This window comes from Dyella sp. RRB7, from assembly GCF_022761115.1.
Lineage (GTDB): Bacteria > Pseudomonadota > Gammaproteobacteria > Xanthomonadales > Rhodanobacteraceae > Dyella.
In genome coordinates this window covers 1,228,237-1,250,683 of the sequence record NZ_JAKWJS010000001.1, presented here as the reverse complement: position 1 = coordinate 1,250,683, position 22,447 = coordinate 1,228,237, and the positions used below count along the sequence as shown (strand labels likewise).

16 protein-coding genes are annotated in these 22,447 nt (G+C 66.2%); 10 read left to right on the top strand and 6 right to left on the bottom strand.

Annotated elements, in window-relative coordinates; genetic code table 11:
- Positions 1-10: 10 nt before the first annotated feature.
- Positions 11-829, bottom strand: a complete 819-nt coding sequence (locus MJ606_RS05635) for a helix-turn-helix transcriptional regulator (protein ID WP_243048408.1) — start codon at positions 827-829, stop codon at positions 11-13.
- 211 nt (positions 830-1,040) lie between these two features.
- Here MJ606_RS05635 and MJ606_RS05630 point away from each other — a divergent pair, with 211 nt between their 5' ends.
- From MJ606_RS05630 to MJ606_RS05610, 5 genes are all read left to right on the top strand, one after another.
- Entirely contained in the window at positions 1,041-1,277 is a 237-nt protein-coding gene (locus MJ606_RS05630) for a hypothetical protein (protein WP_243048407.1), read from the top strand.
- An 84-nt stretch (positions 1,278-1,361) separates the two neighbouring features.
- Positions 1,362-1,820, top strand: coding sequence for a MarR family transcriptional regulator (locus tag MJ606_RS05625; RefSeq protein ID WP_243048406.1), 459 nt, complete (start codon positions 1,362-1,364; stop codon positions 1,818-1,820).
- Positions 1,821-1,848: 28 nt separating this feature from the next.
- Positions 1,849-3,318 (top strand): efflux transporter outer membrane subunit, encoded by a 1,470-nt coding sequence (locus tag MJ606_RS05620; RefSeq protein ID WP_243048405.1) that lies wholly within the window; start codon positions 1,849-1,851, stop codon positions 3,316-3,318.
- Positions 3,319-3,332: 14 nt separating this feature from the next.
- On the top strand, positions 3,333-4,529 hold the full coding sequence (locus tag MJ606_RS05615) for an HlyD family efflux transporter periplasmic adaptor subunit (RefSeq protein WP_243048404.1): 1,197 nt from the start codon (positions 3,333-3,335) through the stop codon (positions 4,527-4,529).
- A 136-nt stretch (positions 4,530-4,665) separates the two neighbouring features.
- Entirely contained in the window at positions 4,666-6,186 is a 1,521-nt protein-coding gene (locus tag MJ606_RS05610; protein ID WP_243048403.1) for a DHA2 family efflux MFS transporter permease subunit, read from the top strand.
- 72 nt (positions 6,187-6,258) lie between these two features.
- Here the strand turns inward: MJ606_RS05610 and MJ606_RS05605 are convergent, their stop codons facing one another.
- Positions 6,259-6,774, bottom strand: a complete 516-nt coding sequence (locus MJ606_RS05605) for a lipid A 3-O-deacylase (protein WP_243048402.1) — start codon at positions 6,772-6,774, stop codon at positions 6,259-6,261.
- 217 nt (positions 6,775-6,991) lie between these two features.
- Positions 6,992-7,912 carry a bestrophin family ion channel gene (locus MJ606_RS05600; protein WP_243048401.1) on the bottom strand — a complete coding sequence of 307 codons (921 nt, stop codon included), beginning with the start codon at positions 7,910-7,912 and terminating at the stop codon, positions 6,992-6,994.
- Positions 7,913-8,030: 118 nt separating this feature from the next.
- Between MJ606_RS05600 and MJ606_RS05595 the strand changes: the two genes are divergently transcribed.
- From MJ606_RS05595 to MJ606_RS05575, 5 genes are all read left to right on the top strand, one after another.
- Positions 8,031-8,624 (top strand): DUF2239 family protein, encoded by a 594-nt coding sequence (locus MJ606_RS05595; protein WP_243048400.1) that lies wholly within the window; start codon positions 8,031-8,033, stop codon positions 8,622-8,624.
- A gap of 50 nt (positions 8,625-8,674) precedes the next feature.
- On the top strand, positions 8,675-10,138 hold the full coding sequence (locus MJ606_RS05590; protein WP_243048399.1) for an MATE family efflux transporter: 1,464 nt from the start codon (positions 8,675-8,677) through the stop codon (positions 10,136-10,138).
- A gap of 50 nt (positions 10,139-10,188) precedes the next feature.
- Complete coding sequence (locus tag MJ606_RS05585) at positions 10,189-11,847, top strand: multicopper oxidase domain-containing protein (protein ID WP_243048398.1); 1,659 nt, start codon at positions 10,189-10,191, stop codon at positions 11,845-11,847.
- Positions 11,848-12,141: 294 nt separating this feature from the next.
- Complete coding sequence (locus tag MJ606_RS05580; protein WP_243048397.1) at positions 12,142-14,154, top strand: alkaline phosphatase family protein; 2,013 nt, start codon at positions 12,142-12,144, stop codon at positions 14,152-14,154.
- A gap of 73 nt (positions 14,155-14,227) precedes the next feature.
- Positions 14,228-14,683: a hypothetical protein gene (locus tag MJ606_RS05575; protein WP_243048396.1), complete on the top strand. Its 456-nt coding sequence runs from the start codon at positions 14,228-14,230 to the stop codon at positions 14,681-14,683.
- Between the two features lie 45 nt (positions 14,684-14,728).
- On the opposite strand, the gene MJ606_RS05570 is transcribed toward MJ606_RS05575, so the two are convergent.
- The 3 genes from MJ606_RS05570 to MJ606_RS05560 form a co-directional block, all read right to left on the bottom strand.
- Complete coding sequence (locus tag MJ606_RS05570) at positions 14,729-17,878, bottom strand: efflux RND transporter permease subunit (protein ID WP_243048395.1); 3,150 nt, start codon at positions 17,876-17,878, stop codon at positions 14,729-14,731.
- A gap of 273 nt (positions 17,879-18,151) precedes the next feature.
- Positions 18,152-21,301, bottom strand: coding sequence for an efflux RND transporter permease subunit (locus MJ606_RS05565; protein ID WP_243048394.1), 3,150 nt, complete (start codon positions 21,299-21,301; stop codon positions 18,152-18,154).
- Positions 21,302-21,551: 250 nt separating this feature from the next.
- Positions 21,552-22,304 carry a GntR family transcriptional regulator gene (locus MJ606_RS05560; protein ID WP_243048393.1) on the bottom strand — a complete coding sequence of 251 codons (753 nt, stop codon included), beginning with the start codon at positions 22,302-22,304 and terminating at the stop codon, positions 21,552-21,554.
- Between the last annotated feature and the right edge of the window lie 143 nt (positions 22,305-22,447).

Genomic DNA, 22,447 nt, shown 5'->3' with positions numbered 1-22,447 from the left:
AAGCGCAGCTTCAACCCGATCCCTGCGCCGCAAAATACCTCGCCGGCGGCTGTCCGAAACTGCGCCGGAACATGGCCACGAACGCGCTGACGCTGGCATAGCCCAGCGCATCGGCCACCGCCGATACCGGCTCGCCATCGGCCAGCCGCTCCAGCCCGCGCGACAGCCGGGCCAGCTGGCGCCACTGCGCGAAGCTCAACGCGGTTTCGCTGCGGAACAACCGGCTCAGGCTGCGTGGCGACAGGCCAGCCCATAGCGCCCATTCGTCGAGGCTGCGGTTGTCTTCGGGCTTTTCCAGCAGGGCAAAGGCGATACGCAGGGCGCGTCGGTCCATCGGCATCGGCAGGTGCAGTGGTTCGCGCTGGGCCCGGCAGATTTCCTCCAGCAGCACCAGGGTCAGGCGCTCCTGGCTTTCGTCCAGTTGCGCTTCCCAGGTCCAGGTGCTGGCGCGCCGCACCAGCGCACGCATCAGTTCGGTCACGCCGATCACGCATGGCTCGGCGGGCAGGCAACTGCAGTCGGGCGGCGTGATGAACACGCCCCAGCCGCTCATCGGGCCGCTGATGCTCACCATGTGCTGTTCCCCGGGCGGCATCCAGCCCGCGCGATGGGGCGGCAGCAGCCAGGAGCCCTTGGCGGTGCGCACGTGCACCAGGCCGCTTTCCACGCAGAAGAACTGCCCGCGCGAGTGGCTGTGCCAGCCGTACTCATGGGTGCCCTGGTCGTACTCGCCGGCCGCTTCGCCCTCGTTCCAGTAGGCGATCACCGAGGGTCCGTCGATGCGCTCGATCAGGGTGTACAGCTGCTCGCGCTTGTTCTTTGGGTCCATGGCCGATTCTCGATAAAGATTGACCAAATAACGCTAACAGTATTCCCGCGCCCTGCCTAACATGCTCGCCTGTCCTCCACCGCTGCCGCCGCTCGCGGTGTCGCATGTGCCTCTGGCTGCGGTCGTCGCAAGGTTGCGACCGCATGCCGTCGCCCATCCACATCCATTCAAGCGGCGCCGCTGGCATCGGTGCCCGAAGGGAGCCTGACCCATGTCGATGATCGCCGTACGGGCATCTGGCGCTGAAGCCGTCACCGCGCCGCTGGAAGCCTTTGTCGCCTGCGCCCACCAGATGCTGGATCCCAGCACCCCAGAGCCGGCGCGGCGTGCCATGGAGCCGCGCGTGCTGGCGCTGCTGCCGGCGTTGCGCGCGCTGGGCGTGTTCGAGCTGTTCGAACTGCGCGATCCGGCCCTGCGCGCCTGGCTGGAGGACGAGATGGCGGAGTGAGGAACAGTAACTTTGCTGCAACAAAATAGGCCAGGAATATATTTGCCTTGACAAATATACTTGGGGCAATAGAATGCACGTCCCATGAACCCCGCCGCCCCCTCCTCGCCGGCCCCGCCGGAAAGCCTCGGTGTCCTGATCGGACTGGTTCGCAGCGAGCTGGTCCGCGCCATAGAAGCCGAGCTGCAGGCGTCGGGCGTCGACCTGCGCTTCACCCAGTTCCTGATCCTCAAGCGACTGGCCATGCTCGGGCCGATGTCGGCCAGCGAGCTGGCGCGCGCGGTGGAGCTGGATGGCGGCGCGATGACGCGCCAGCTCGACCAGCTGGAAGGCCGGGGCCTGTTGCGCCGGCATCCGCACGAGCAGGACCGGCGAGCCTTGCGCATCGAGCTGACCGCGGCCGGCGACACGCTGTGGCGCCAGATGACGCCTTGCAACGACCGCGTGCTGGACGCGGCCCAGCGCGCCCTGGATCCGGTCGAACGCCAGCATTTGCACGATTACCTGGAGCGCGTGCTGCAAGCGCTCCGCGACAAGACCTGAACCCGTTTACTTTTTGGAAGCCAAGCCCATGCGTCTGCAACTCCTTGCGGCAGCCACCGGCCTCACTCTTGCGCTGGCAGGATGCGCCACCAGCGGTGGCCTGCATCCGGATGGCTCGCTGATCGACGCGCGCTCCCTCAAGAGCGAGCGCAGCCTGTCCAACCTCAAGGTCTCCCCGGCTGCCTGGCCCAGCAACGACTGGTGGACCGGCCTGGGTGACCCGCAGCTCAGCGCGCTGATCGCCGAAGCGCTGAAGGACAACCCCAATCTCGCCGTGGCTGATGCGCGTGCGCGCCAGGCCCAGGCAGAAGCAGGCACCGCCGATGCCGCACGCGGACCGACGGTGAACGCCGGCGCCAATGCCATCGGCCAGCGCCTGCCCCTCACCGCCGCGCCGCCGGATCTCGGCGGTGGCCACTACACCTGGTTCAAGGACGCCCGCGCCAGCTTCAGCTGGGGCCTGGACCTGTGGGGCGGCAAGCGTGCCGCGTGGGAAGCCGCGCTGGGCCAGCAGCGTGCCGCCGAAGTGGAATCGCAGGCGGCACGCATCGAATTGTCCACCAACGTGGCGCGTGCCTACGTGCAGCTCGGTTATGCCTTTACGCAGCTCGACGTGGCCAAGGCCGAGCGGGATCGCGCCAACGCCGCGCGCCAGCTGACCCAGCAGCGTGTCTCCGCCGGTCTCGACAACCAGCTGCAGCTCAAGCAGAGCGACACCGAAGTGGCCAACGCCGACCAGGAACTGGCGGCGGCCAACCGTGCCATCGACGCGGCCCGTTCGTCGCTGTCGGTGCTGCTGGGCAAGGGGCCCGACCGTGGCCTGGACATCACCCGTCCGCAGTCGCTGGAACCCGCTGCGCTGGCGGTGCCGGCCGACCTGCCGGTGGAGCTGATGGGCCATCGTGCCGACCTGGTCGCCGCGCGCTGGCGCGTCGAGGCGGCCGGCAAGCAGATCAAGGTCGCCAAGACCGAGTTCCTGCCCAACGTCAGCATCAGCGCCTTGGCCGGTTTTGCGGCGGCGGGCGGCACCAACCCGTTCCAGATGCCGGCGCGCTTCTACACCGTCGGCCCGTCGCTGAGCCTGCCGATCTTCGACGGTGGCCGCCTGCGCTCCAACCTGGCTGGCAAGGACGCGCAGTACGACGTCGCCGTGGCGCAGTACAACCAGACCCTGGTCAGCGCCGTGAACGAAGTGGCTGACGACTACGACGCCGTGCAGTCCGCGCAGGAGCAGGTCGCCGCGCAGCAGCGCGCGGTGGATGCCGCCACCCAGGCGTGGCAGTTGTCCGAACAGCGCTACAAGGCCGGCGTCGGCAGCTACCTCGAAGCGCTGATCGTGCGGCAGCAGCTGCTGCAGGCGCAGCAGCACATGGCCGCGCTGAAATCGCAGCAGGTCGACCTGTCGGTGCAACTCATCCAGGCCCTTGGCGGCGGTTTCCGCCCGCAGGCCGGCGCGGCCGACGTGGCCGTCCAATCTTCCTCTGAACATTCGCTCTGAAGGCTACCCCCACCATGTCTAGCCCAACTCCGCTCGCGGCCGACAACACGGCCGCTGTCCAACCCCCGAAGAGCCGCCGCGGTTTCCTGCTGCGCCTGCTCGCGGCCGTGCTGGTGCTCGTCGCCATCGGCTGGGGCCTGTGGTACTTCTTCGAAGGCCGCTGGTACGAAGGCACCGACGACGCCTACGTGAACGGCAACGTGGTGCAGATCACCCCGCAGGTGGCCGGCTCGGTGGTGACCATCGGTGCCGACGACGGCGACCTGGTCCATGCCGGCGACGTGCTGGTGAAGCTGGACCCGGCCGATGCCGAAGTCGCCCTGGCCCAGGCCAAGGCCAACCTCGGCAGCACCGTGCGCAGGGTGCGCGGCCTGTACAGCAACGTAAATGGCGCCCAGGCGGAAGTGGCATCGCGCAAGGTGGCGGTGGACAAGGCCCAGGCCGACTACAACCGCCGTCGCGACCTGGCCAAGTCCGGCGCCATCTCGGCGGAAGAGCTGTCGCATGCGTTGGATGCGCTGACTACCGCGCAGAGCGCGCTGACCACGGCCCAGCAGCAGTACCAGACCAGCAATGTGTTGGTCGACGACACCGTGGTCGCTTCGCATCCGGACGTCCAGACGGCCGCCGCGAAACTGCGTGCCGCCTACCTCGATGACGTGCGCACCTCGATCATTGCCCCGGTGGACGGTTTCGTGGCGAAGCGCTCGGTGCAGCTGGGCCAGCGCGTGGCGCCGGGTGCGCCGCTGATGGCGGTAGTACCGCTGCATGAAGTGTGGATCGACGCCAACTTCAAGGAAACCCAGCTGACCGACATGCGTATCGGCCAGCCGGTCGAGATCCGTTCCGACGTGTACGGCAGTGCCGTGACCTACAAGGGCAAGGTGCAGAGCCTGGGCGTGGGTACCGGCAGCGCGTTCTCGCTGCTGCCGGCGCAGAACGCCACCGGCAACTGGATCAAGATCGTGCAGCGCGTGCCGGTGCGCGTGTTCTTCACCGATCCCAAGCAGCTTGAGGAGCATCCGCTGCGCATCGGCCTGTCGACCACGGTGGAAGTGAACCTGCACGACCAGAGCGGTCTGCTGCTGGCCAAGCAGGCGCCGACCCAGCCGGCCTTCAGCACCGATGTGTATCAGCAGCAGCTGGCCAAGGCCGATGGCCTGATCGCCGAGATCATCCACGCCAACATGGCCAAGGCCGATACGAAGTAAGAACAACTCCCTCCCCTGCCTGCAGGGGAGGGCTGGGGAGGGGGCTCTGGCGCTTGATGCAAAGCCCCCTCCCAGCCTCCCCCTGCTTGCAGGGGAGGAGCCAACATCCAAGTCGCCCGGAAACTGACAGGCCAACATGAGCAACGAATTCCGTCCGCCCAACCTGGCGCTGACCACGGTCGGCCTGTCGTTGGCGACCTTCATGCAGGTGCTCGACACGACCATCGCCAATGTGTCGCTGCCGACGATCGCCGGCAACCTCGGCGTGAGCGTGAATCAAAGCACCTGGGTGATCACCTCCTTCGCGGTCAGCATGGCCATCGCGCTGCCGCTGACCGGCTTCCTCACCCGCCGCTTCGGCGAGGTGAAGCTGTTCATCTGGTCGACGCTGCTGTTCTCCATCGCCTCGTTCCTGTGCGGCATCGCGCAGAGCATGCCGATGCTGATCCTGTTCCGCGCCATCCAGGGTGCGGTGGCCGGCCCGATGTATCCGATCACGCAGAGCCTGCTGATCTCGATCTATCCACCGGCCAAACGCGGCATGGCCCTGGCCCTGCTGGCGATGGTGACGGTGGTGGCGCCGATTGCCGGCCCGATCCTGGGTGGCTGGATCACCGACAACTACTCGTGGCCGTGGATCTTCTTCATCAACGTGCCGATCGGCATCTTCGCCAGCATGGTGGTGGGCAACCAGATGAAGCTGCGCGTGGATACCACCTCGCGCCCGAAGGTGGACTACGTGGGCCTGATCACGCTGATCGTCGGCGTGGGCGCGCTGCAGATCGTGCTGGACAAGGGCAACGACGAGGACTGGTTCAACTCGTCGTTCATCGTGATCACCAGCATCGTCTCGGCCATTGCGCTGGCGATCTTCCTGATCTGGGAACTCACCGACAAGGATCCCATCGTCAACCTGCGCCTGCTGCGCCATCACAACTTCCGCATCGGCACGATTGCGCTGGTGCTGGCCTATGCGGCGTTCTTCGCCATCGGCCTGCTGGTGCCGCAGTGGTTGCAGCGGAATCTGGGCTATACGTCCACGTGGGCCGGTTTCGCCGCAGCGCCGCTGGGCATCCTGCCGGTGATGCTGACCTTCCTGGTCGGCAAGTACGCCGGTCGCACCGACATGCGCCTGCTGGCTTCGTGCGCGTTCCTGGTGATGGGCACCACCTGCTTCATGCGCTCGGATTTCTTCCTGCAGGTGGACTTCATGCACATCGCCGGCGTGCAGCTGTTCCAGGGCCTGGGCGTGGCGCTGTTCTTCATGCCGGTGACCACCATCCTGCTGTCGGACCTGAAGCCCAATGAGATCGCCGCGGGCGGCGGCCTGGCCACCTTCCTGCGTACGCTGGGGGCGAGCTTCTCCGCTTCGCTCACCACCTTCCTGTGGGACCACCGCGCCATCGTGCATCACGCGCACCTGAGCGAGCACATCACGCCGTACGACACTTCCGCGCAGACGGCCTTGCAGTCGGCGGGCGTCAGCACGGCATCCACCAATGCGATGCTGGACCAGATGATTACCCAGCAGGGTTATCAGATCTCGTTCAACGAGGTGTTCCACCTGCTCGGCTGGGTGTTCTTCAGCCTGATCGTGGTGGTGTGGATGGCGCGTCCGCCGTTCTCGGCCAAGGCGGGTCCCGGCGCCGATCACTGATCCTTGAGAGACATCCAACGAAAACGGCCCCGCGAGGGGCCGTTTTCGTTGCTGCCGTTGGCGGTCCGGATCTTAAGGATTGAAGGCCAGGCCCACCAGCGCCATGGTCTCGCCGCGGTTGGAGCCCTTGAAGCCGCCGTTGGAGACGTGGCGAACCTGAAAACTCCAGTGGTTGCCCTGCCAGCCCAACGAATTGACGAATTCGCCGCCGCTGCTCAATGCCAGCGTGCGCCCGGCCTGGGCAGCGACCTGGGTGGTCCAGTACAGGTGGTGGTACCAGTCGCCGGGGCTGCCGTAGTGGAAGCGGGCGCCACCGGCCAGCAACCAGACATCGTCGGATACGGCGTTGCCGTAGCGCTTCAGATTGCGCCCGTCGACGAAACCCAGCGAAGCGTCGGGTGACCAGGTGAAGCGGCTGTTGCCGATAGCGTGCTCGCCGAACACGCCTTCGACCCAGGCAGTACTGGTCCAGTAACCGTCGGAATAGCTGCTGCCACCGTTAATTTCGAGGCGGGTATCGGCCAGCGCGGTACAGGACAGGCCCAACAAGGCAAGCGCAGCGGCGCTGCGCAGAAGGCTGGATCGCATGTGCGTTTCTTCTCTTCTTGGTGAGGGAGATTTATGCACCGCGTAGTTTAATAAGTTATTGGACCATTCGGTACTAGAAATAAGTCGAATTTGCGTAAAAGCGCGTCGGTTGGGTGGTGCCTGCACGTGTCTTCTGCCTGGACGAGACACGCCGAAGAATGGCCGGCGAAGTGTTAACGCCACGCAGAAATCGCAACAAGGACACGCGAATATGCGCTTACATCAGTACGCCATCCACCGGCTGCAGTGGCTCGGGCAGGTCCCGCTCGCCCAGCAGTTCGCCCAGGCTGATCTCGATGGTGCGGCACATGGCGTCCAGCGCCAGGTCATTGGGCAGGCGATCGAACGGGTTCTCGATCTGGTCGCCCAGCGCGTCCAGCCCGAAGAAGGTGTAGGACAGCACGCCTACCATCAGCGGCGTCACCCAGCCCACGCTGCCCACCAGGCAGAACGGCAACAGCAGGCAGTACATGTACACCGTGCGGTGCAGCAGCAGGATGTAGGCGAACGGGATGGGCGTGTTGTGGATGCGCTCGCATCCACCCAGCACATAGGACATGCGCGTGATCTGCGCATCGATGCTGGCGAGCAGGATGCTGTCGAGCTGCCCATGGCGGCGAAGCTGGGCATAGCTTTCGCCGATCAGACCCAGCAGCGCGTTCGGCGGGTTGGGCGATTGCGCCAGCGCGGCGGCCTCGGCGGGCGAAAGCCAGCGTGCCATATCGGCCGCCGGCGCCGAGCCGCGCAGCAGGTGGCGAAGCGCATGCGCGTAGGCGATCAGGCGATGCACCCGCTGCCGTTGTTCCTCGCCCGACAGGCCATCGGGCAGGCTGCAGGTCTGTCGCGCCAGGTTGCGCGACACGATCAACAGCTCGCCCCACAGCGTGCGGGCGTCCCACCAGCGCTGATAGGCCACGCTGTTGCGGAAGCCCAGGAAGATCGCCAGGGTCAGGCCCATCAGGGTCAGCGGCACGGCACCCAGTTCCACCCCCGTATGCGTCAGGTGGTGCTCCAGCACCACCACCAGTACAGCCAGCAGGATCATGCCGAGCACGCGCTTCCAGATGGCGGGCACGATGGACCCGCGCAAGGTGAACAACATCAGCCACAGTGGGCGTTGGTGTGGATGAATGACCATGGCTGGCGCGACGGCGGATTGGGTTCGCACTTTACCGCGTGGTCGGTGGCGGCGCGCGAGGACGGCGTCTGGGCTCCGCTCTTGACGGCGCCAATTTCACCCGGGCAAAATACCGGCCATGCCTATCGACCACAACGCTACCTGTTCGGCCTTCGACGGCCACCGCCTGATCGCTTCCGGCGCGCTGGCCCAGGTCGCCCTGGCCACCAAGCGGGCGATCGACGCCGGTGCGCCTGGCCCGGTGCTGATCTTCGACGACCTCAGCAGCCAGCAACTGGAAATCGATTTCCGTGGCTCCGCCGAGGAGGTGCTGGCACGCTTGCCGGCCGCCGCGCGCGAGCATGAATCGCCGCGTGGCCCGGGGCGGCCGAAACTCGGCGTGGTGGCGCGCGAGGTCACCCTGCTGCCGCGCCATTGGGAGTGGCTCGCCGCCCAGCCGGGCGGCGCGTCGGCCGCATTGCGCCGACTGGTCGAGGAAGCGCGCCGGCACAGTCACGGTCGCGACCTGGCTCGCCAGGCCGGCGAGGCGGTCGATCGCTTCATGCTCGCCATGACCGGCGATCTGCCAGGCCACGAGGAAGCCTCGCGCGCGTTCTGGCGCGGTGAGCGCGAACGCTTCGCGGCGTTGACCGATGCCTGGCCGGCCGACGTGCGCGTGCATTTACGTCGCCTTGCCGCCAAGGCATGGGACGATAGTCGCGTCGCCGATTGACTCTGCCCCACCCGGCTCCATCTCTTACCTGTTCACGTGGAACCCTAACGATGTCACCCATCGCCGGCAGGCAGCCGTTACTCACCGAAGGCCCGATCGCACGCACCTTGCTCATGTTCGCGTTGCCGATCCTGGGCAGCACGGTGCTGCAGTCGCTCAATGGCTCGGTCAACGCCATGTGGATCGGCCATTACCTGGGCGAGGCCGCGCTCACCGCGGTGAGCAACGCCAACCTCATCCTGTTCCTGCTGCTGGGCGCGGTATTCGGCCTGAGCATGGCCTGCACCATTTTGATCGGCCAGAGCCTGGGCGCGCGCAACATGCTCGAGGCCAAGCGCGTGGTTGGCACCGGCGTGACCTTCTTCGTGGCGGTATCGATCTTGGTGGCGCTGGGCGGCTATGCCGGCACGCCGTGGATGCTGCGCCTGCTGGGCACGCCGGCCGATGCGCAGGTGTTCGCCGTGCCGTACCTGCGCATCATCTTCATCGCCGTACCGTCGATGTATTTCTACAACTTCCTGATGATGACCCTGCGTGGCGCCGGCGACTCGCGCACGCCGTTCGTGTTCATGGGCCTGTCGGTGTTGATGGACATCGTGCTCAATCCGCTGCTGATCTTCGGCGTGGGTCCGTTTCCGCGCCTGGGCATCGCCGGTTCGGCCACCTCCACGCTGATCGCGCAGAGCGTGGCGCTGGTGGCGCTGCTGTCGACGCTGTATGCGCGCAAGCACTTCCTGCGCCTCACCCGTGGCGAGCTGCGCTTCCTGCGGCCGGATCTGCCAGTGCTGCGTTCGCTGGTGTTCAAGGGCCTGCCGATGGGCCTGCAGATGATCGTGATCTCCACCTCGGCGATGATCATGATCCATATGGTCAACGGTTACGGCTCCAAGACCACCGCCGCCTACGGCGCGGCCACCCAGTTGTGGACCTACGTGCAGATGCCGGCGATGGCCATCGGCGCGGCGGTGTCCTCGATGGCGGCGCAGAACGTGGGTGCGCGGCTGTGGGATCGTGTCAGCCGCATCACCAAAGTGGGCGTGTTGTACAACTTCCTGCTCAGCGGTGCGCTGATCGCGCTGATCTACGTGTTCAACGGCAGCGCGCTGAACCTGTTCCTGCCCGGTGACAGCGAAGCGCTGGCGCTGGCGCGGCACCTCAACAGCATCGCGGTGTGGTCGTTCATGTTCTTCGGCGTCACCTTCGTGCTGTTCGGCGTGGTGCGCTCCACCGGTGCGGTGGTGCCGCCGCTGGTGATCCTGTTCATCTCGATGTGGCTGATCCGCCCGCCGTTCGCGTTGTCGTTGGCGCCAAGCATCGGCGCCGACTCGATCTGGTGGAGTTTCCCGCTCGGCTCGCTCGCCTCGATGCTGATGGCGATGGGGTACTACACGTGGGGCGGCTGGCGGAAGGCACACATGCTGTCCACGCCGATCGAGGTGCAGCCCGACAAGGCATCGGTGGCGGGCCAGCAGGCGCCCACCACCGGCCAGGGCGTACCAGCTTCGGTGGATTGACCGAGCACCGTTGCCACATAGCTGTCATCCGGCCTGCCTAGGGTGGCCGGATGACGTTCACGCGCCGACGTTTTCTCCAGGGCGCCGCCGGCGTGGTCGGCGGCTACGTCGTTGCCGGGGCGGGTCTGCGGGCCACGCCTCTCGGCGGCATGCCCATGACGATGCCGCAGCTCGCCGCGCCGAAGGTGCCGCTGGTCAATCCGGTGACGCTGGCGCGCTTCGTCGATGCACTGCCGATTCCACCGGTGGCCCGGCCCTTGGAACACCGTGCGCATGCGGCGTATCCCGGCAGGTTGCTGCCGTTCTACCGGATGGAGATGCGCGCCTTCAGCGCACGCCTGCATCGCGATCTGCCGCCGACGCCGCAATGGGGTTATGGCGGCTCGTCGCCCGGCCCCACGCTGGAGGCGATGCGCAACCAGCCGTTGCTGGTGGAGTGGGTGAACGCATTGCCGCAGCGGCACTTCCTGCCGATCGACCACAACATCCACGGCGCCGAGCGCGGCAAGCCGGAGGTGCGCACCGTGGCGCATGTGCACGGCGCCCGCGCGCCCGCGGCCAGCGATGGCTATCCGGAAGACTGGTTCGCGCCCGGGCATTCGGCCGTCTATCACTATCCCAACGGCCAGGACGCGGCCACGCTGTGGTACCACGATCATGCGATGGGCATCACCCGGCTCAACATCTACGCCGGACTGATCGGCGCGTACCTGGTGCGCGATCCGGAAGAACAGGCATTGGGCCTGCCCGCGGGGGAGTGCGACCTGCCGTTGATCCTGTGCGACCGGCTGATCGCCAAGGACGGGCAGCTCTACTACCCGCTATCCGACGACCCCGCGGCGCCATGGGTGTCGGAGTGCAACGGCAACGCCATTCTGTGCAACGGCAAGCTCTATCCGTTCATGCAAGTGGAGCCACGGCGTTACCGGCTACGGCTGGTCAACGCGGCCAATGCGCGCTTCTACGATCTTTCGCTGTCCAGCGGCCAGCCGTTCCAGCAGATAGCCAGCGACCAGGGCCTGCTGGCCGCCCCGCTGCCGCGCCAGCGGGTGGAACTCTACCCGGCCGAGCGCGCCGACGTGGTGGTGGACTTTGCCGGCATGGACGGCAAGACCGTGCAGCTGCGCCAGCAGTCCGAAGCCATTCTCGAATTTCGCGTGCGCGATCGCGGTCGCCGCGACACCTCGGCATGGCCGGCAAGCTTGCGCGCGGTGCCGCGCATCGATCCGGCCAGCGCGGTGCGCGACCGCGTACTGACGCTGGGCGAGCAGGACGATGCCGGCGGCAACCCGATGATGATGATGCTCGGCGGCAAGCACTGGTCGGCGCCGGTCACCGAAAGCCCCGTGCAGGACAGTGTGGAAATCTGGAGCCTGGTGAACCTCACCGGTGACGTGCATCCGGTGCATCTGCACCTGGTGCGTTTCCAGGTGATCGAGCGGCGCCCGTTCGACCTGTTCGCCTGGAACGCGTCGAAAACGCTCAAGTACACCGGCCCCGCCCAACCGCCACCGCCGCACGAGGCCGGCTGGAAGGACACCGTGCGCGCCGACCCCGGCATGGTCACCCGCATCATCGCGCGCTTCGAGGGCGAGCCAGGACGCTATGTGTGGCATTGCCATCTGCTTGAGCATGAAGACAACGAAATGATGCGGCCCTATCAATTGCTGCCGGCGTCGCAAAACGCGAAAGCGCAAGAACCGGCGTGAGCGCACGCTTCACGCGAAGAATTTGCGCCGCGTGCATAGGCGATCGGGCGTGAGGCGCATTCCTGCGGAATGCCTGGCGAAGACGTCATTCCATGATCGTGCGCAAACACTTGCGCCGTCGCACGGTTGTCACGCAAGGCCCCCTGCGCTGTCGCAGTAATGCCAAGGCAGCGTCATCAGGGCGGACCAGACTCGCCGCCGGCCACCCTCCCACCGTTGCGACGGAAGGCGGCCGATATCAGGGGGATCACTCGATTGCAGCCCTTCGACGGGTGCCTGCAGGAGATCGAAGTCATGTCTATGACGCATGTCCGCAAGCGGTTCCTGCCGTTTGTCATCGGCACGCTGGCCGCCGGCCTGGCCGGTGTTGTCAGCGCGCAAAGCAATCCCACCGAACAGAACGACAGCGCCACCAGCCAGCCCGCGACGGCAGGGAGTGTCGCCGTGCTGCATACGCCTGGCGCAGGCGAGGACCGCAGTGATCGCACCACTACGCCGATCAAGCACGTCATCTTGCTGATCGGCGAAAACCGCACCTTCGACCACGTGTTTGCCACTTACACGCCGCCGAAGGGGCAGAGCGTCCACAACCTGCTGTCCGAAGGCATCGTCAACGCCGATGGCACACCGGGCCCGAAGGTTGCGGAGGCCCGCCAGTGGCAGGCCTCCAGCACGGGCGCGTTCTCGGTGGCGCCGCCGCATACCACTGCTTATCCGCAGTTGCCCGCGATGAATACCGGCAGCGCGCCGACCCAGGCGCCGTTCGCCTCGGCGGCACAGGCACAGGCCATCGAGCCAGGCCTTCCCACGGCGGCCTATAGCGAGCTGGCCGCCGGCGGCACCGGCCTGCCCAAGGACGCGCTCGATACGCGCTTCCCGGCCACGCTGGCGAACGCGCCGGTCAACATGCACGCCTCGCTGAGCTACGACGACTACGCCAACAGCCCGGTGCATCGCTTCTTCCAGATGTGGCAGCAGCTCGACTGCGACGTCAGCGCCGCCACCGAGAAGAACCCCAGCGGTTGCCGTGCCGACCTGTTCCCATGGGTGGAAACCACCGTCGGCGCCGGCACCAACGGCAACGCGCAGGCGGCCGGCTTCAACGACGAGAGCACCGGCGAAGGTTCCACCGCCATGCAGTTCCTCAACATGGCCCAGGGCGATGCGCCCTACTTCGCCGAGCTGGCCAAGACCTACACGCTCAGCGACAACTTCCACCAGTCGGTGATGGGCGGCACCGGCGCCAACCACATCATGCTGGGCTATGGCGACCTGATCTACTACGCCGACAGCAACGGCGAGCCCGCCACGCCGCCGTCCAACCAGATCGAAAACCCCAACGCGCAGAGCGGCACCAACAACTGGTACGTGCAGGACGGCTACAGCGGCGGCTCCTACGTCAATTGCGCCGACGATGCCCAGCCGGGGGTCTCCGCGGTGAAGGGTTACCTGAAGTCGCTGCCGTATCGCAGCTTCCACGGCACCGACTGCCGCAAGGATGCCTACTACCTGGTCAACAACTACAACCCGGGCTACCTCGGCGACGGCACGCCGGCACCGCTGGGCGCCAACCAGTTCACCATCCCGCCGACGCGCCAGAACAACATCGCACTGCTGCTGACGCGTCACCATGTCAGCTGGAAGTACTATGGCGAAGGCTTCAGCAACGGCACGGAGGCCGGCGAGGCGGGCACGTTCTGCAACATCTGCGATCCGTTCCTGTACTCCACGCAGGTGATGACCAACCCCACGCTGCGCGCCAACAACCAGGATCTGAGCGACCTGTACAACGACATCCAGAACGACACGCTGCCGGCGGTGTCGATCGCCAAGCCGGACGGCATCCTGGATGGCCACCCGGCCTCGTCCAAGCTCGACCTGTTCGAAGGCTATGTGCAGAAGATCGTGGAGTTGGCCAAGGCCAACCCGAAGGTATGGGCCGACACGGTCATCATGGTCACCTTCGATGAAGGCGGTGGCTATTACGATTCGGGCTATGTCCAGCCGATCGACTTCTTCGGCGATGGCACGCGCATCCCGCTGCTGGTGATCTCGCGCTACTCCGAAGGTGGCCGCGTGGTGCACACGTACTACGACCATGTCTCGTTCGACAAATTCGTCGAGGCCAACTGGGGCCTGCACGAGACCATCTCGGAGCGCAGCCGCGACAACCTGCCCAACCCGGTGTCGCTGCCCAACAACCCCTACGTACCGCTCAATGCGCCGGCCATCGGCAATTTGATGAACATGTTCGACTTCGGCGGCAATGGCCACGGCTACGTGGCGGCAACTGAAACACAGGACTGATGGAATAAGCATGACGCCCTGCCTGCGCCAGCAGGCAGGGCGGTTCCACCGTCCGGCCGGAGTATCCACAGCCATGACCTCTTTCAGCCCACCCGCACAGACCTGCCGCGGTCATGCGATCGCCCGCGCCATCGCGGTGGCCGTGTTGCTGGCGGCGGCGATCGCCGGTGCATCGGGGCGTGCCGACCCGGGCGATTTCCAGGCCATGCCCGGCCTGTGGAAGATCGTCATGCGCAGCTTCGACCATGGTCACGCCGGCCAGCCCACCGTGCAGTGGCATTGCGTGGATGAAGGTGCCGATCCGTGGGCCGAATTCGCCCATCTTCCTGTGCCTGCCTCATGCAAGCGCAGTGGCGAACACCGCAGCAGCACGGCACTGGCGTGGACCCTCGCCTGTCCCGGCGCCGGCCGCGGCCGGGTGGATTTCGATTCGGCCGAGCATTACACCGGCAGCGTGAGCCTGCAGGGACATGACGTGGTGCAGGTGGAAGGCAAGCGCTATGCGGCGTGTACGAGTCCTAGCGATTGATGCCGGCGCACCTTTTGCCGCTTTGTAGGAGCGGCAAGGCGTGATCTAGGCCGTCTGCGCCTTCAAGGCCCGCTTGGCCGCCCGCCGTTCCCGGCGCGCCGCCTTGCGCAGCTTGCGGTCGTAGTTCCACAGATAGATCGCCGGCGTGCTCAGCAGCGTCAGCAGCTGCGAGACCAGCAGGCCGCCGACGATGGCCACGCCCAGCGGCTGGCGCATCTCCGAGCCGACGCCAAAGCCGATCGCCAGCGGCAACGCCGCGCCCATCGCCACCAGGGTGGTCATGGTTATCGGGCGAAAGCGCACCAGGGCGGCCTCGCGGATGGCGTCGGGCGCCGACAGGCCGCGTTCGCGCTGGGCCACCAGGGCGAAGTCCACCATCAGGATCGCGTTTTTCTTCACGATGCCGATCAGCATCAGGATCGCGATGATCGCCATCAACGACAGCGACATGCCGGTGGCCAGCATGGCCAGGAAGGCGCCCGCACCCGCCGCCGGCAGGGTGGAGAGGATGGTCAACGGATGGCCCAGGCTCTCGTACAGGATGCCCAGCACGATGTACATGGCCACGACGGCGCCGATCAGCAGCACCATGCCGTTGGACTTGGCTTGCTGCAGGCGTTCGTTCTGCCCGGTGAACTCCACATGCACGCCCGCCGGCAGGCCCACGCCGATGGCGGCGTTTTCCACCAGCTTCACGCCGACATCCTGGGTCACGCCGGTGGCCAGGTTGTAGTTGATGGTGGAGGCTTCGAGCTGGTTGTGGTGGCGAATGCGCATCGGGCTCATGTTCGGCTCCAGATGCGCCAGCGCCGACAGCGGAATCATCTCGCCGCCAGCGCTGCGCACGCGCACGTTGAGCAGCGACTCGGGACTCAGCGAGGTGGCGGCGCTGGAGGTCAGCACCACCCAGTACTGGTTGATGTCCGAATAGATCACCGACACCTGGCGCTGGCCGAACGAGTTGAACAGCGCGGTATCGACATCGCCCATGCTCACCTTCATGCGGCTGGCGGCCTCGCGGTCCACCTTCAGCAACTGCTGCTTGCCCACCAGGTCGAAATTGCTGCCGACGTCGCGCAGCTCCTTCATCTTGCGCAGCTGCTGCACCATCTTGAGCGTCCACGGCTGCAGGTCTTCGCCATTGGTGCCGATCAGCTGGAACTCGTACTGGCCACCCTTGTCGCCGCTGCCGCCGCCGCCGAGGAACTGCACCAGGCTCAGCGATACCTTGATGTCGGGCAGCACGTCGTACTGCTTGGCCAGGCGGTCCATCACCACCTTGGCGCTGTCGTGGCGGTCGTTGGGCCCTTTGCCCAACGGCTTGAGGTCGACGAACATGCTGCCCGCGTTGCCCACCGCGCCGTTGCCGTCGTTGCTGCCCAGGGTGGTGAGCACATCGAGCACGGCGGGGTCGGCCTTCATGATCGCCGCCGCGCGCTGCGCACGCGCCGCCATCAGCGTGGGCGAGATATTGGCATCGGCGCGGATGTCGCCCTGGATCATGCCGATATCCTCCTCGGGCATGAAGTTGCCGCCGGCGGTCGCCACCACTGCCGCGCCCAGCCCGAACGTCAGCAGCAGCAGGATGATCGGCTGCCAGCGCATCAGGCGGCGATGGCGCATGGCCCAGTCCAGCGCACGCTCGTATGCGCGTTGAAAGCCTTTGTCGAAACGCTCCAGCGCCAGTTCCATGCGGCCGGGCACGTGCTCGCCCGGCGCCTCATGCTTGAGGAACTTGCCGCACAGCGCGGGGGTGAGGGTCAGCGAGACGATGGCGGAGATCACCACCGCCACCGCCAGCGTCACCGAGAACTCGCGCAGCAGCATGATCAGCATGTTGTTGCCGAACAGCAGCGGCGCGAACACCGCCACCAGCGACAGCGTGATCGATACCACCGTGAAGCCGATCTCGCGCACGCCCATCAGCGCGGCCTGCAGCGGCGGCTCGCCATGCTCCATGTGGCGCACGATGTTCTCGATCACCACGATGGCGTCGTCCACCACGAAGCCGATGCACAGCACCAGCGCCACCAGCGACAGCGTGTTGAGCGTGTAGCCCAGCGCCAGCATCGCCACGAAGGCGCCGGCCAGCGACAGCGGCACGCTCAGCGTGGCGATCAGGGTGGGGCGCATCCTGCGCAGGAACACCAGCATCACCAGCACCACCATCACGATGCTGATCAGCAGCGCCACCTGTACCTCGTGCAGCGCCGACTTGGTGGTCTGGGTGAGGTCGAAGATGGGCGTGATCTGCACGTCCGCCGGCATCCACTGGCGGAACTCCGGCAGGCGCCGGCGGATCTCTTCCACGGTGGCCACGGCGTTCGCTTCCGGGCGCTTGCTGATCTGCATCGCCACCGTGGTCTGGTCGTTGAACCAGGCACCCTGGTAGATGTCCTGCTGGCCACTGGTGACCCGGGCCACGTCCGACAGGCGCACCGGCGCGCCATTGCGCACGGCGACCAGCAGCTTGGCGAAATCGGCGGCGTCGCGCAGGCCGTCGTTGGCGGTCACCGTCATCTGCGAACGACCGTCGCTCAGGATGCCCTGCGGCGAGGTGACGTTGGCGGCGATCAGCGCGTTGCTGACGTCGTTCGCGGTCAGGCCCTTGGCGGCCAGCGCGTTGACGTCCAGCTCCACGCGCACCGCATGGGGCGTACCGCCGAAGACCTGTACCTGGGCCACGCCCGGTATCTGCGACACCGCGGGCTTCAGCAGGGTATCGGTGAGGTCGTACAGCTTGTCCGGCGGCAAGCCGGTGGAGGTAAGCGACACCAGCAGGATCGGGATCTGCGAGGTATCGAACTTGAAATACTGCGGCGGGCTGGGCATCGCCGGCAAATCGGCCTGGGCCGCGTTGATGGCGGCCTGCACGTCGCGTGCGGCCTGGTCCGCCGTGCGATCGAAGGTGAAGCGGATCTGGACCGACGCCGAACCCTCGCTGGCATTGCCGTACATGTCGTCGATGCCGGGGATGCGGCCCAGGTGGCGCTCCAGCGGGGCGAGCACGGTCGATGCCATGGTCTGCGCGCTGGCACCCGGCATCGACGCGGTGACGTATACGCCGGGGAATTCCAGCGACGGCAGCGCCGCCACGCCCAACAGGCGGTAGGCAAACAGGCCGGCCAGCAACAACCCCACTGCCAGCAGCGAGGTGCCCACGGGACGGCGGATCAGGGGAGCAAAAATGTTCACTCAGGTTTCCATACCGAAAAAGGGCTGCGCACGCCGCTCGCCATGGTAGCGGCCGGGAGGCGTCAGGGGCGCGCGTTCACGCGCAAGGCGGGCGAAGAGCGCAGTCATGGGCACTTTATGCACGCAGTGAGGTGACAGGCGAATGTGCCTGAAGTCCGTCCGTGCCGAAAGACAGGGGCTCCCAGAGCCCGCCGGCAGGAGCGCGCCCTGTGCGCGACAAGCTGACGGAGCGCTTACGTTGGGGTGCCCTGGAGGGGAACGGCAAGGCGTGATCTAGGCCGTCTGCGCCTTCAAGGCCCGCTTGGCCGCCCGCCGTTCCCGGCGCGCCGCCTTGCGCAGCTTGCGGTCGTAGTTCCACAGATAGATCGCCGGCGTGCTCAGCAGCGTCAGCAGCTGCGAGACCAGCAGGCCGCCGACGATGGCCACGCCCAGCGGCTGGCGCATCTCCGAGCCGACGCCAAAGCCGATCGCCAGCGGCAACGCCGCGCCCATCGCCACCAGGGTGGTCATGGTTATCGGGCGAAAGCGCACCAGGGCGGCCTCGCGGATGGCGTCGGGCGCCGACAGGCCGCGTTCGCGCTGGGCCACCAGGGCGAAGTCCACCATCAGGATCGCGTTTTTCTTCACGATGCCGATCAGCATCAGGATCGCGATGATCGCCATCAACGACAGCGACATGCCGGTGGCCAGCATGGCCAGGAAGGCGCCCGCACCCGCCGCCGGCAGGGTGGAGAGGATGGTCAACGGATGGCCCAGGCTCTCGTACAGGATGCCCAGCACGATATACATGGCCAGGATCGAGCCGATCAGCAGCACGTTGGCGTTGGAGCGGGTTTCCTCCAGGTTCTTGGCGGCGCCCGAATAACCGAGCTGCACGCCGGCCGGCAGCCGTGCATCGGCGACGATCTGCGCGATCAGCGCATTGGCCTTGTCCTGCGGGAAATCATGCTCGGTGTTGTAGTAGATCTGCGTCGCTTCCAGCTGGTTGGTGTGGATCACCAGCGAGGGCGACACCTGCGGCTCGATATGCGCCACCGCCGACAACGGCACCATGCTGCCGCTGTTGCTGCGCACATAGGTGTTGAGCAGGGTGGCCGAGTTCAGCGTGAGCGCGGCGGTCGAGGTCAGCACCACCCAGTACTGGTTGATGTCCGAATAGATGATCGACACCTGGTTCTGGCCGAATGCGTTGTACAGCGCCGAATCGATCAGGCCCATGTTCACCTGCAGGCGACTGGCGGCCGCGCGGTCCACCTTCAGCAGTTGCTGCTTGTCGACGCTGTCGTAGTCGCTGCTGACGTCGCGGAACTCCTTGTGCTGTCGCAGCAGCTGGGTGACTTTAAGCGCCCACGGCTGCAGGTCGACATTGTCGCTGCTGATCAGCTGGAAGCTCTGGCTGCCGCGATTGCTGTCGCTGTTGTCGTTGAAGAAGCCGATGGAATTGAGCGACACGCGCAGCTCGGGCAGTTTCTCGTACGCCTTGTTCAGCCGCGCGATCACGTCCTTGACGGCATCCGGCCGCTGGCCCGGGCCATGCCCGCGCGGCTTGAGATCCACGAACATGGTGGCCTGGTTGCCCACCGCGCCGCCCGCGTTGTCGCTGCCGAGGAAGGTGGTGACATCGAGCACCGCCGGGTCCTGCAGCATGAGAGCGCCGGCGCGCTTGGCGCGCTCGGCCATCAGCGTGGGCGAGATGTTGGCATCGGCGCGCACATCGCCCTGGATCATGCCGATGTCCTCCGGCGGCATGAAGTTGAACCCATACAACTTCACCACCAGCGTGGCCATGCCGAAGGTGAGCGTAAGCAGGATCAGCGGCTGCCAGCGCATCAGGCGGCGATGATGCATGGCCCAGTCCAGCGCGCGTTCGTACACGCGGTGCAGGGATCGATCGAAGCGTTCCAGCGCCCGCTCCAGCCGGTTCGGCTCGCGCCCGCCCGCGTTGGCCAGGGTCAGGTAGCGACCGCATAGCGCGGGCGTCAGCGTGAGCGAAACGATGGCTGAAATCACCACCGCCGAGGCCAGTGTCACCGAGAACTCGCGCAGCAAATTGGTGAACTCATTGTTGCCGAACAGCAGCGGCGCGAACACCGCGATCAGCGACAGCGTGATCGACACCACCGTAAAGCCGATCTCGTTGACGCCCACCAGCGAGGCCTCCAGCGGCGGCGCGCCGTGCTCCATGTGGCGCACGATGTTCTCGATCACCACGATGGCGTCGTCCACCACGAAACCGATGCACAGCACCAGCGCGATCAGCGACAAGGTGTTGAGCGTATAGCCCAGCGACCACATCACGGCGAACGCGCCGGCCAGCGACAGCGGCACGCTCAGCATGGCGATCAGGGTGGGGCCTATGCGGCGCAGGAACACCAGCATCACCACCGCCACCATCACCACGCTCAGCATCAGCGCCACCTGCACTTCATGCAGCGCCGACTTGGTGGTCTGGGTGAGGTCGAAGATGGGCGTGATCTGCAGGTCGGCCGGCAGCCAGGCGCGCATCTGCGGCAGCTTTGCGCGCACCGCATCGGCGGTCGCCACCGCATTGGCCTCGGGACGCTTGCTGATGCGGATGGCCACCGAGCGATGGTTGTTGAACCAGGCCGCCTGAAATTCGTCCTGCTGGCCACTGGTGACCCTGGCCACATCGGAAAGCCGTACCGGCGCGCCATTGCGCATGGCGATCAACAGGTTGGCGAACTCCTGCGGGTCATGCAGCGAGTCGTTGGCGGTCACCGTCATCTGCGAGCTGCCGTCGCTGAGCGTGCCCTGCGGCGAAGTCACGTTGGCGGCGCGCAAGACGTTGGCCACATCGTTGGAAGTAAGTTGCTTGGCGGCGAGCGCGGCGGTGTTGAGCTCCACGCGCACGGCGCGCGGCCGTCCGCCGATCACGCGCACCTGGGCCACGCCGGGAATCTGCGCCAGCGCGGGGTTGATCAGCGTATCGGCCAGGTCGTAGAGCCTGTCCGGCGGTACCGTCTCGGAGGTGAGCGAGAGCAGCAGCACCGGAATATTGGCCGTATTGAATTTGAAGTAGCGCGGCGGCACCGTCATGCTCGACGGCAGGTCTTCCATGCTGGCATTGATCGCCGCCTGCACATCGCGGGACAGCTTGTCGGTGGAATTGCCGAAGTTGAACAGCAACTGGATCGAAGTGGAGCCGTCGTTGCTTTCCGAATGCATCTCCTTGATGCCGGGAATGCGGCCCAGGTGCCGTTCCAGTGGCGCGGCCACGGTCGACGCCATGGTCTGCGCATTGGCGCCGGGCACTTCCACGTACACCACCATGCCGGGGAATTCGAGCGTGGGCAGTGCCGCCACCCCCAGCAGCAGGTAGGCCCACAGGCCGGCCAGGGCGAGGCCCAACGCCAGCAGCGAGGTGCCGATCGGACGGCGTATCAGTGGCGCGAACAGGTTCACGGGTGTCCCGACCCTTGGTGTTGGCGCGCCCCTGTCGCGCCGTCGTTGATGGCGCGCGATGGAGGCGTGCGCCAGCCGCAGTCTTTATGCACGCAAATGGGGGCCGGCGAATGTGCCGTAAGTCGGTGGTGGAAGGTGTCGTCGGGGTGACTGGTGCCCGTTCTCTGGTCGTCATCCTTGCGTTGGCGGCACCCTGGCGATCACGTTGGGTGAATGCAAAAAGCCCCAGCAAACTAAAGAACCAAGACGATCAATCAGTCTGCAACTCAGCCACAAAATCGTAGATATCGCCGCGATACCACGAAGTCGTGAACTCCACCACGCGGCCATCATCGAGAAAACTGCGCCGCTCGATATTGAGCCCCGCGCTACCCACCGGCACGTGCAGCAGACGCGCCTGCTGCGCACCCAGCGATACCGCGCGCAGGCGCTGCAATGCGCGGCGTGGACGACTGCCCAGCTGTTCCAGCACCTCGTACAGCGAATCGTGCACCACCAGCGGGTCGGGCAGGATGCTGGCTGGCACCACGCTGCGTTCGATCGCCAGCGGTTCGTCCTTGGCGTAGCGCACACGGTGCAGGCGGGCAACCAGCACGCCGGGCGAGAGGTTGAGCGCCATCGATTCTTCCGGGGTCACCTCGCCCACGCCACGCTCGAAGAATTCCGAGCGCGGATTGAGGCCGCGCGCGCGCAGGTCCTCGGTAAAGCTGGTGAGCCGCGACATCGGCTTGATGATGCGCTCGGCCACGAAGGTGCCCGCACCATGGCGCTGGTTGAGCAAGCCCTCCTCGACCAGGCCGGCGATGGCCTTGCGCACGGTTACCCGCGACAGCTGCAACAGGCGCGAGAGATCGCGCTCGCTCGGCAGCGCCTGGCCCGGTTCGATATCGCGGTGCTCGACCACGTTGCGGATCGCCCGGCGCAGGCGCAGATAGGCCAATGGCTGGCTGGTGGCCGGGTCGCGGCTGAGCCGGCGGTATTCGTTGACGAGGGCGGTTTCCATACGAGAAAGATACCAATGACCATACCAGTCTGGCAATCGGGCGTTCTGGCGCGATTTTTCGGTGGTACCAATTTCACGCGCCAATCCATGTGCCAGGCGGCTTGCCGAAGAGGCTCCGGGGAACTGGTGTTGTCTGGTATGTC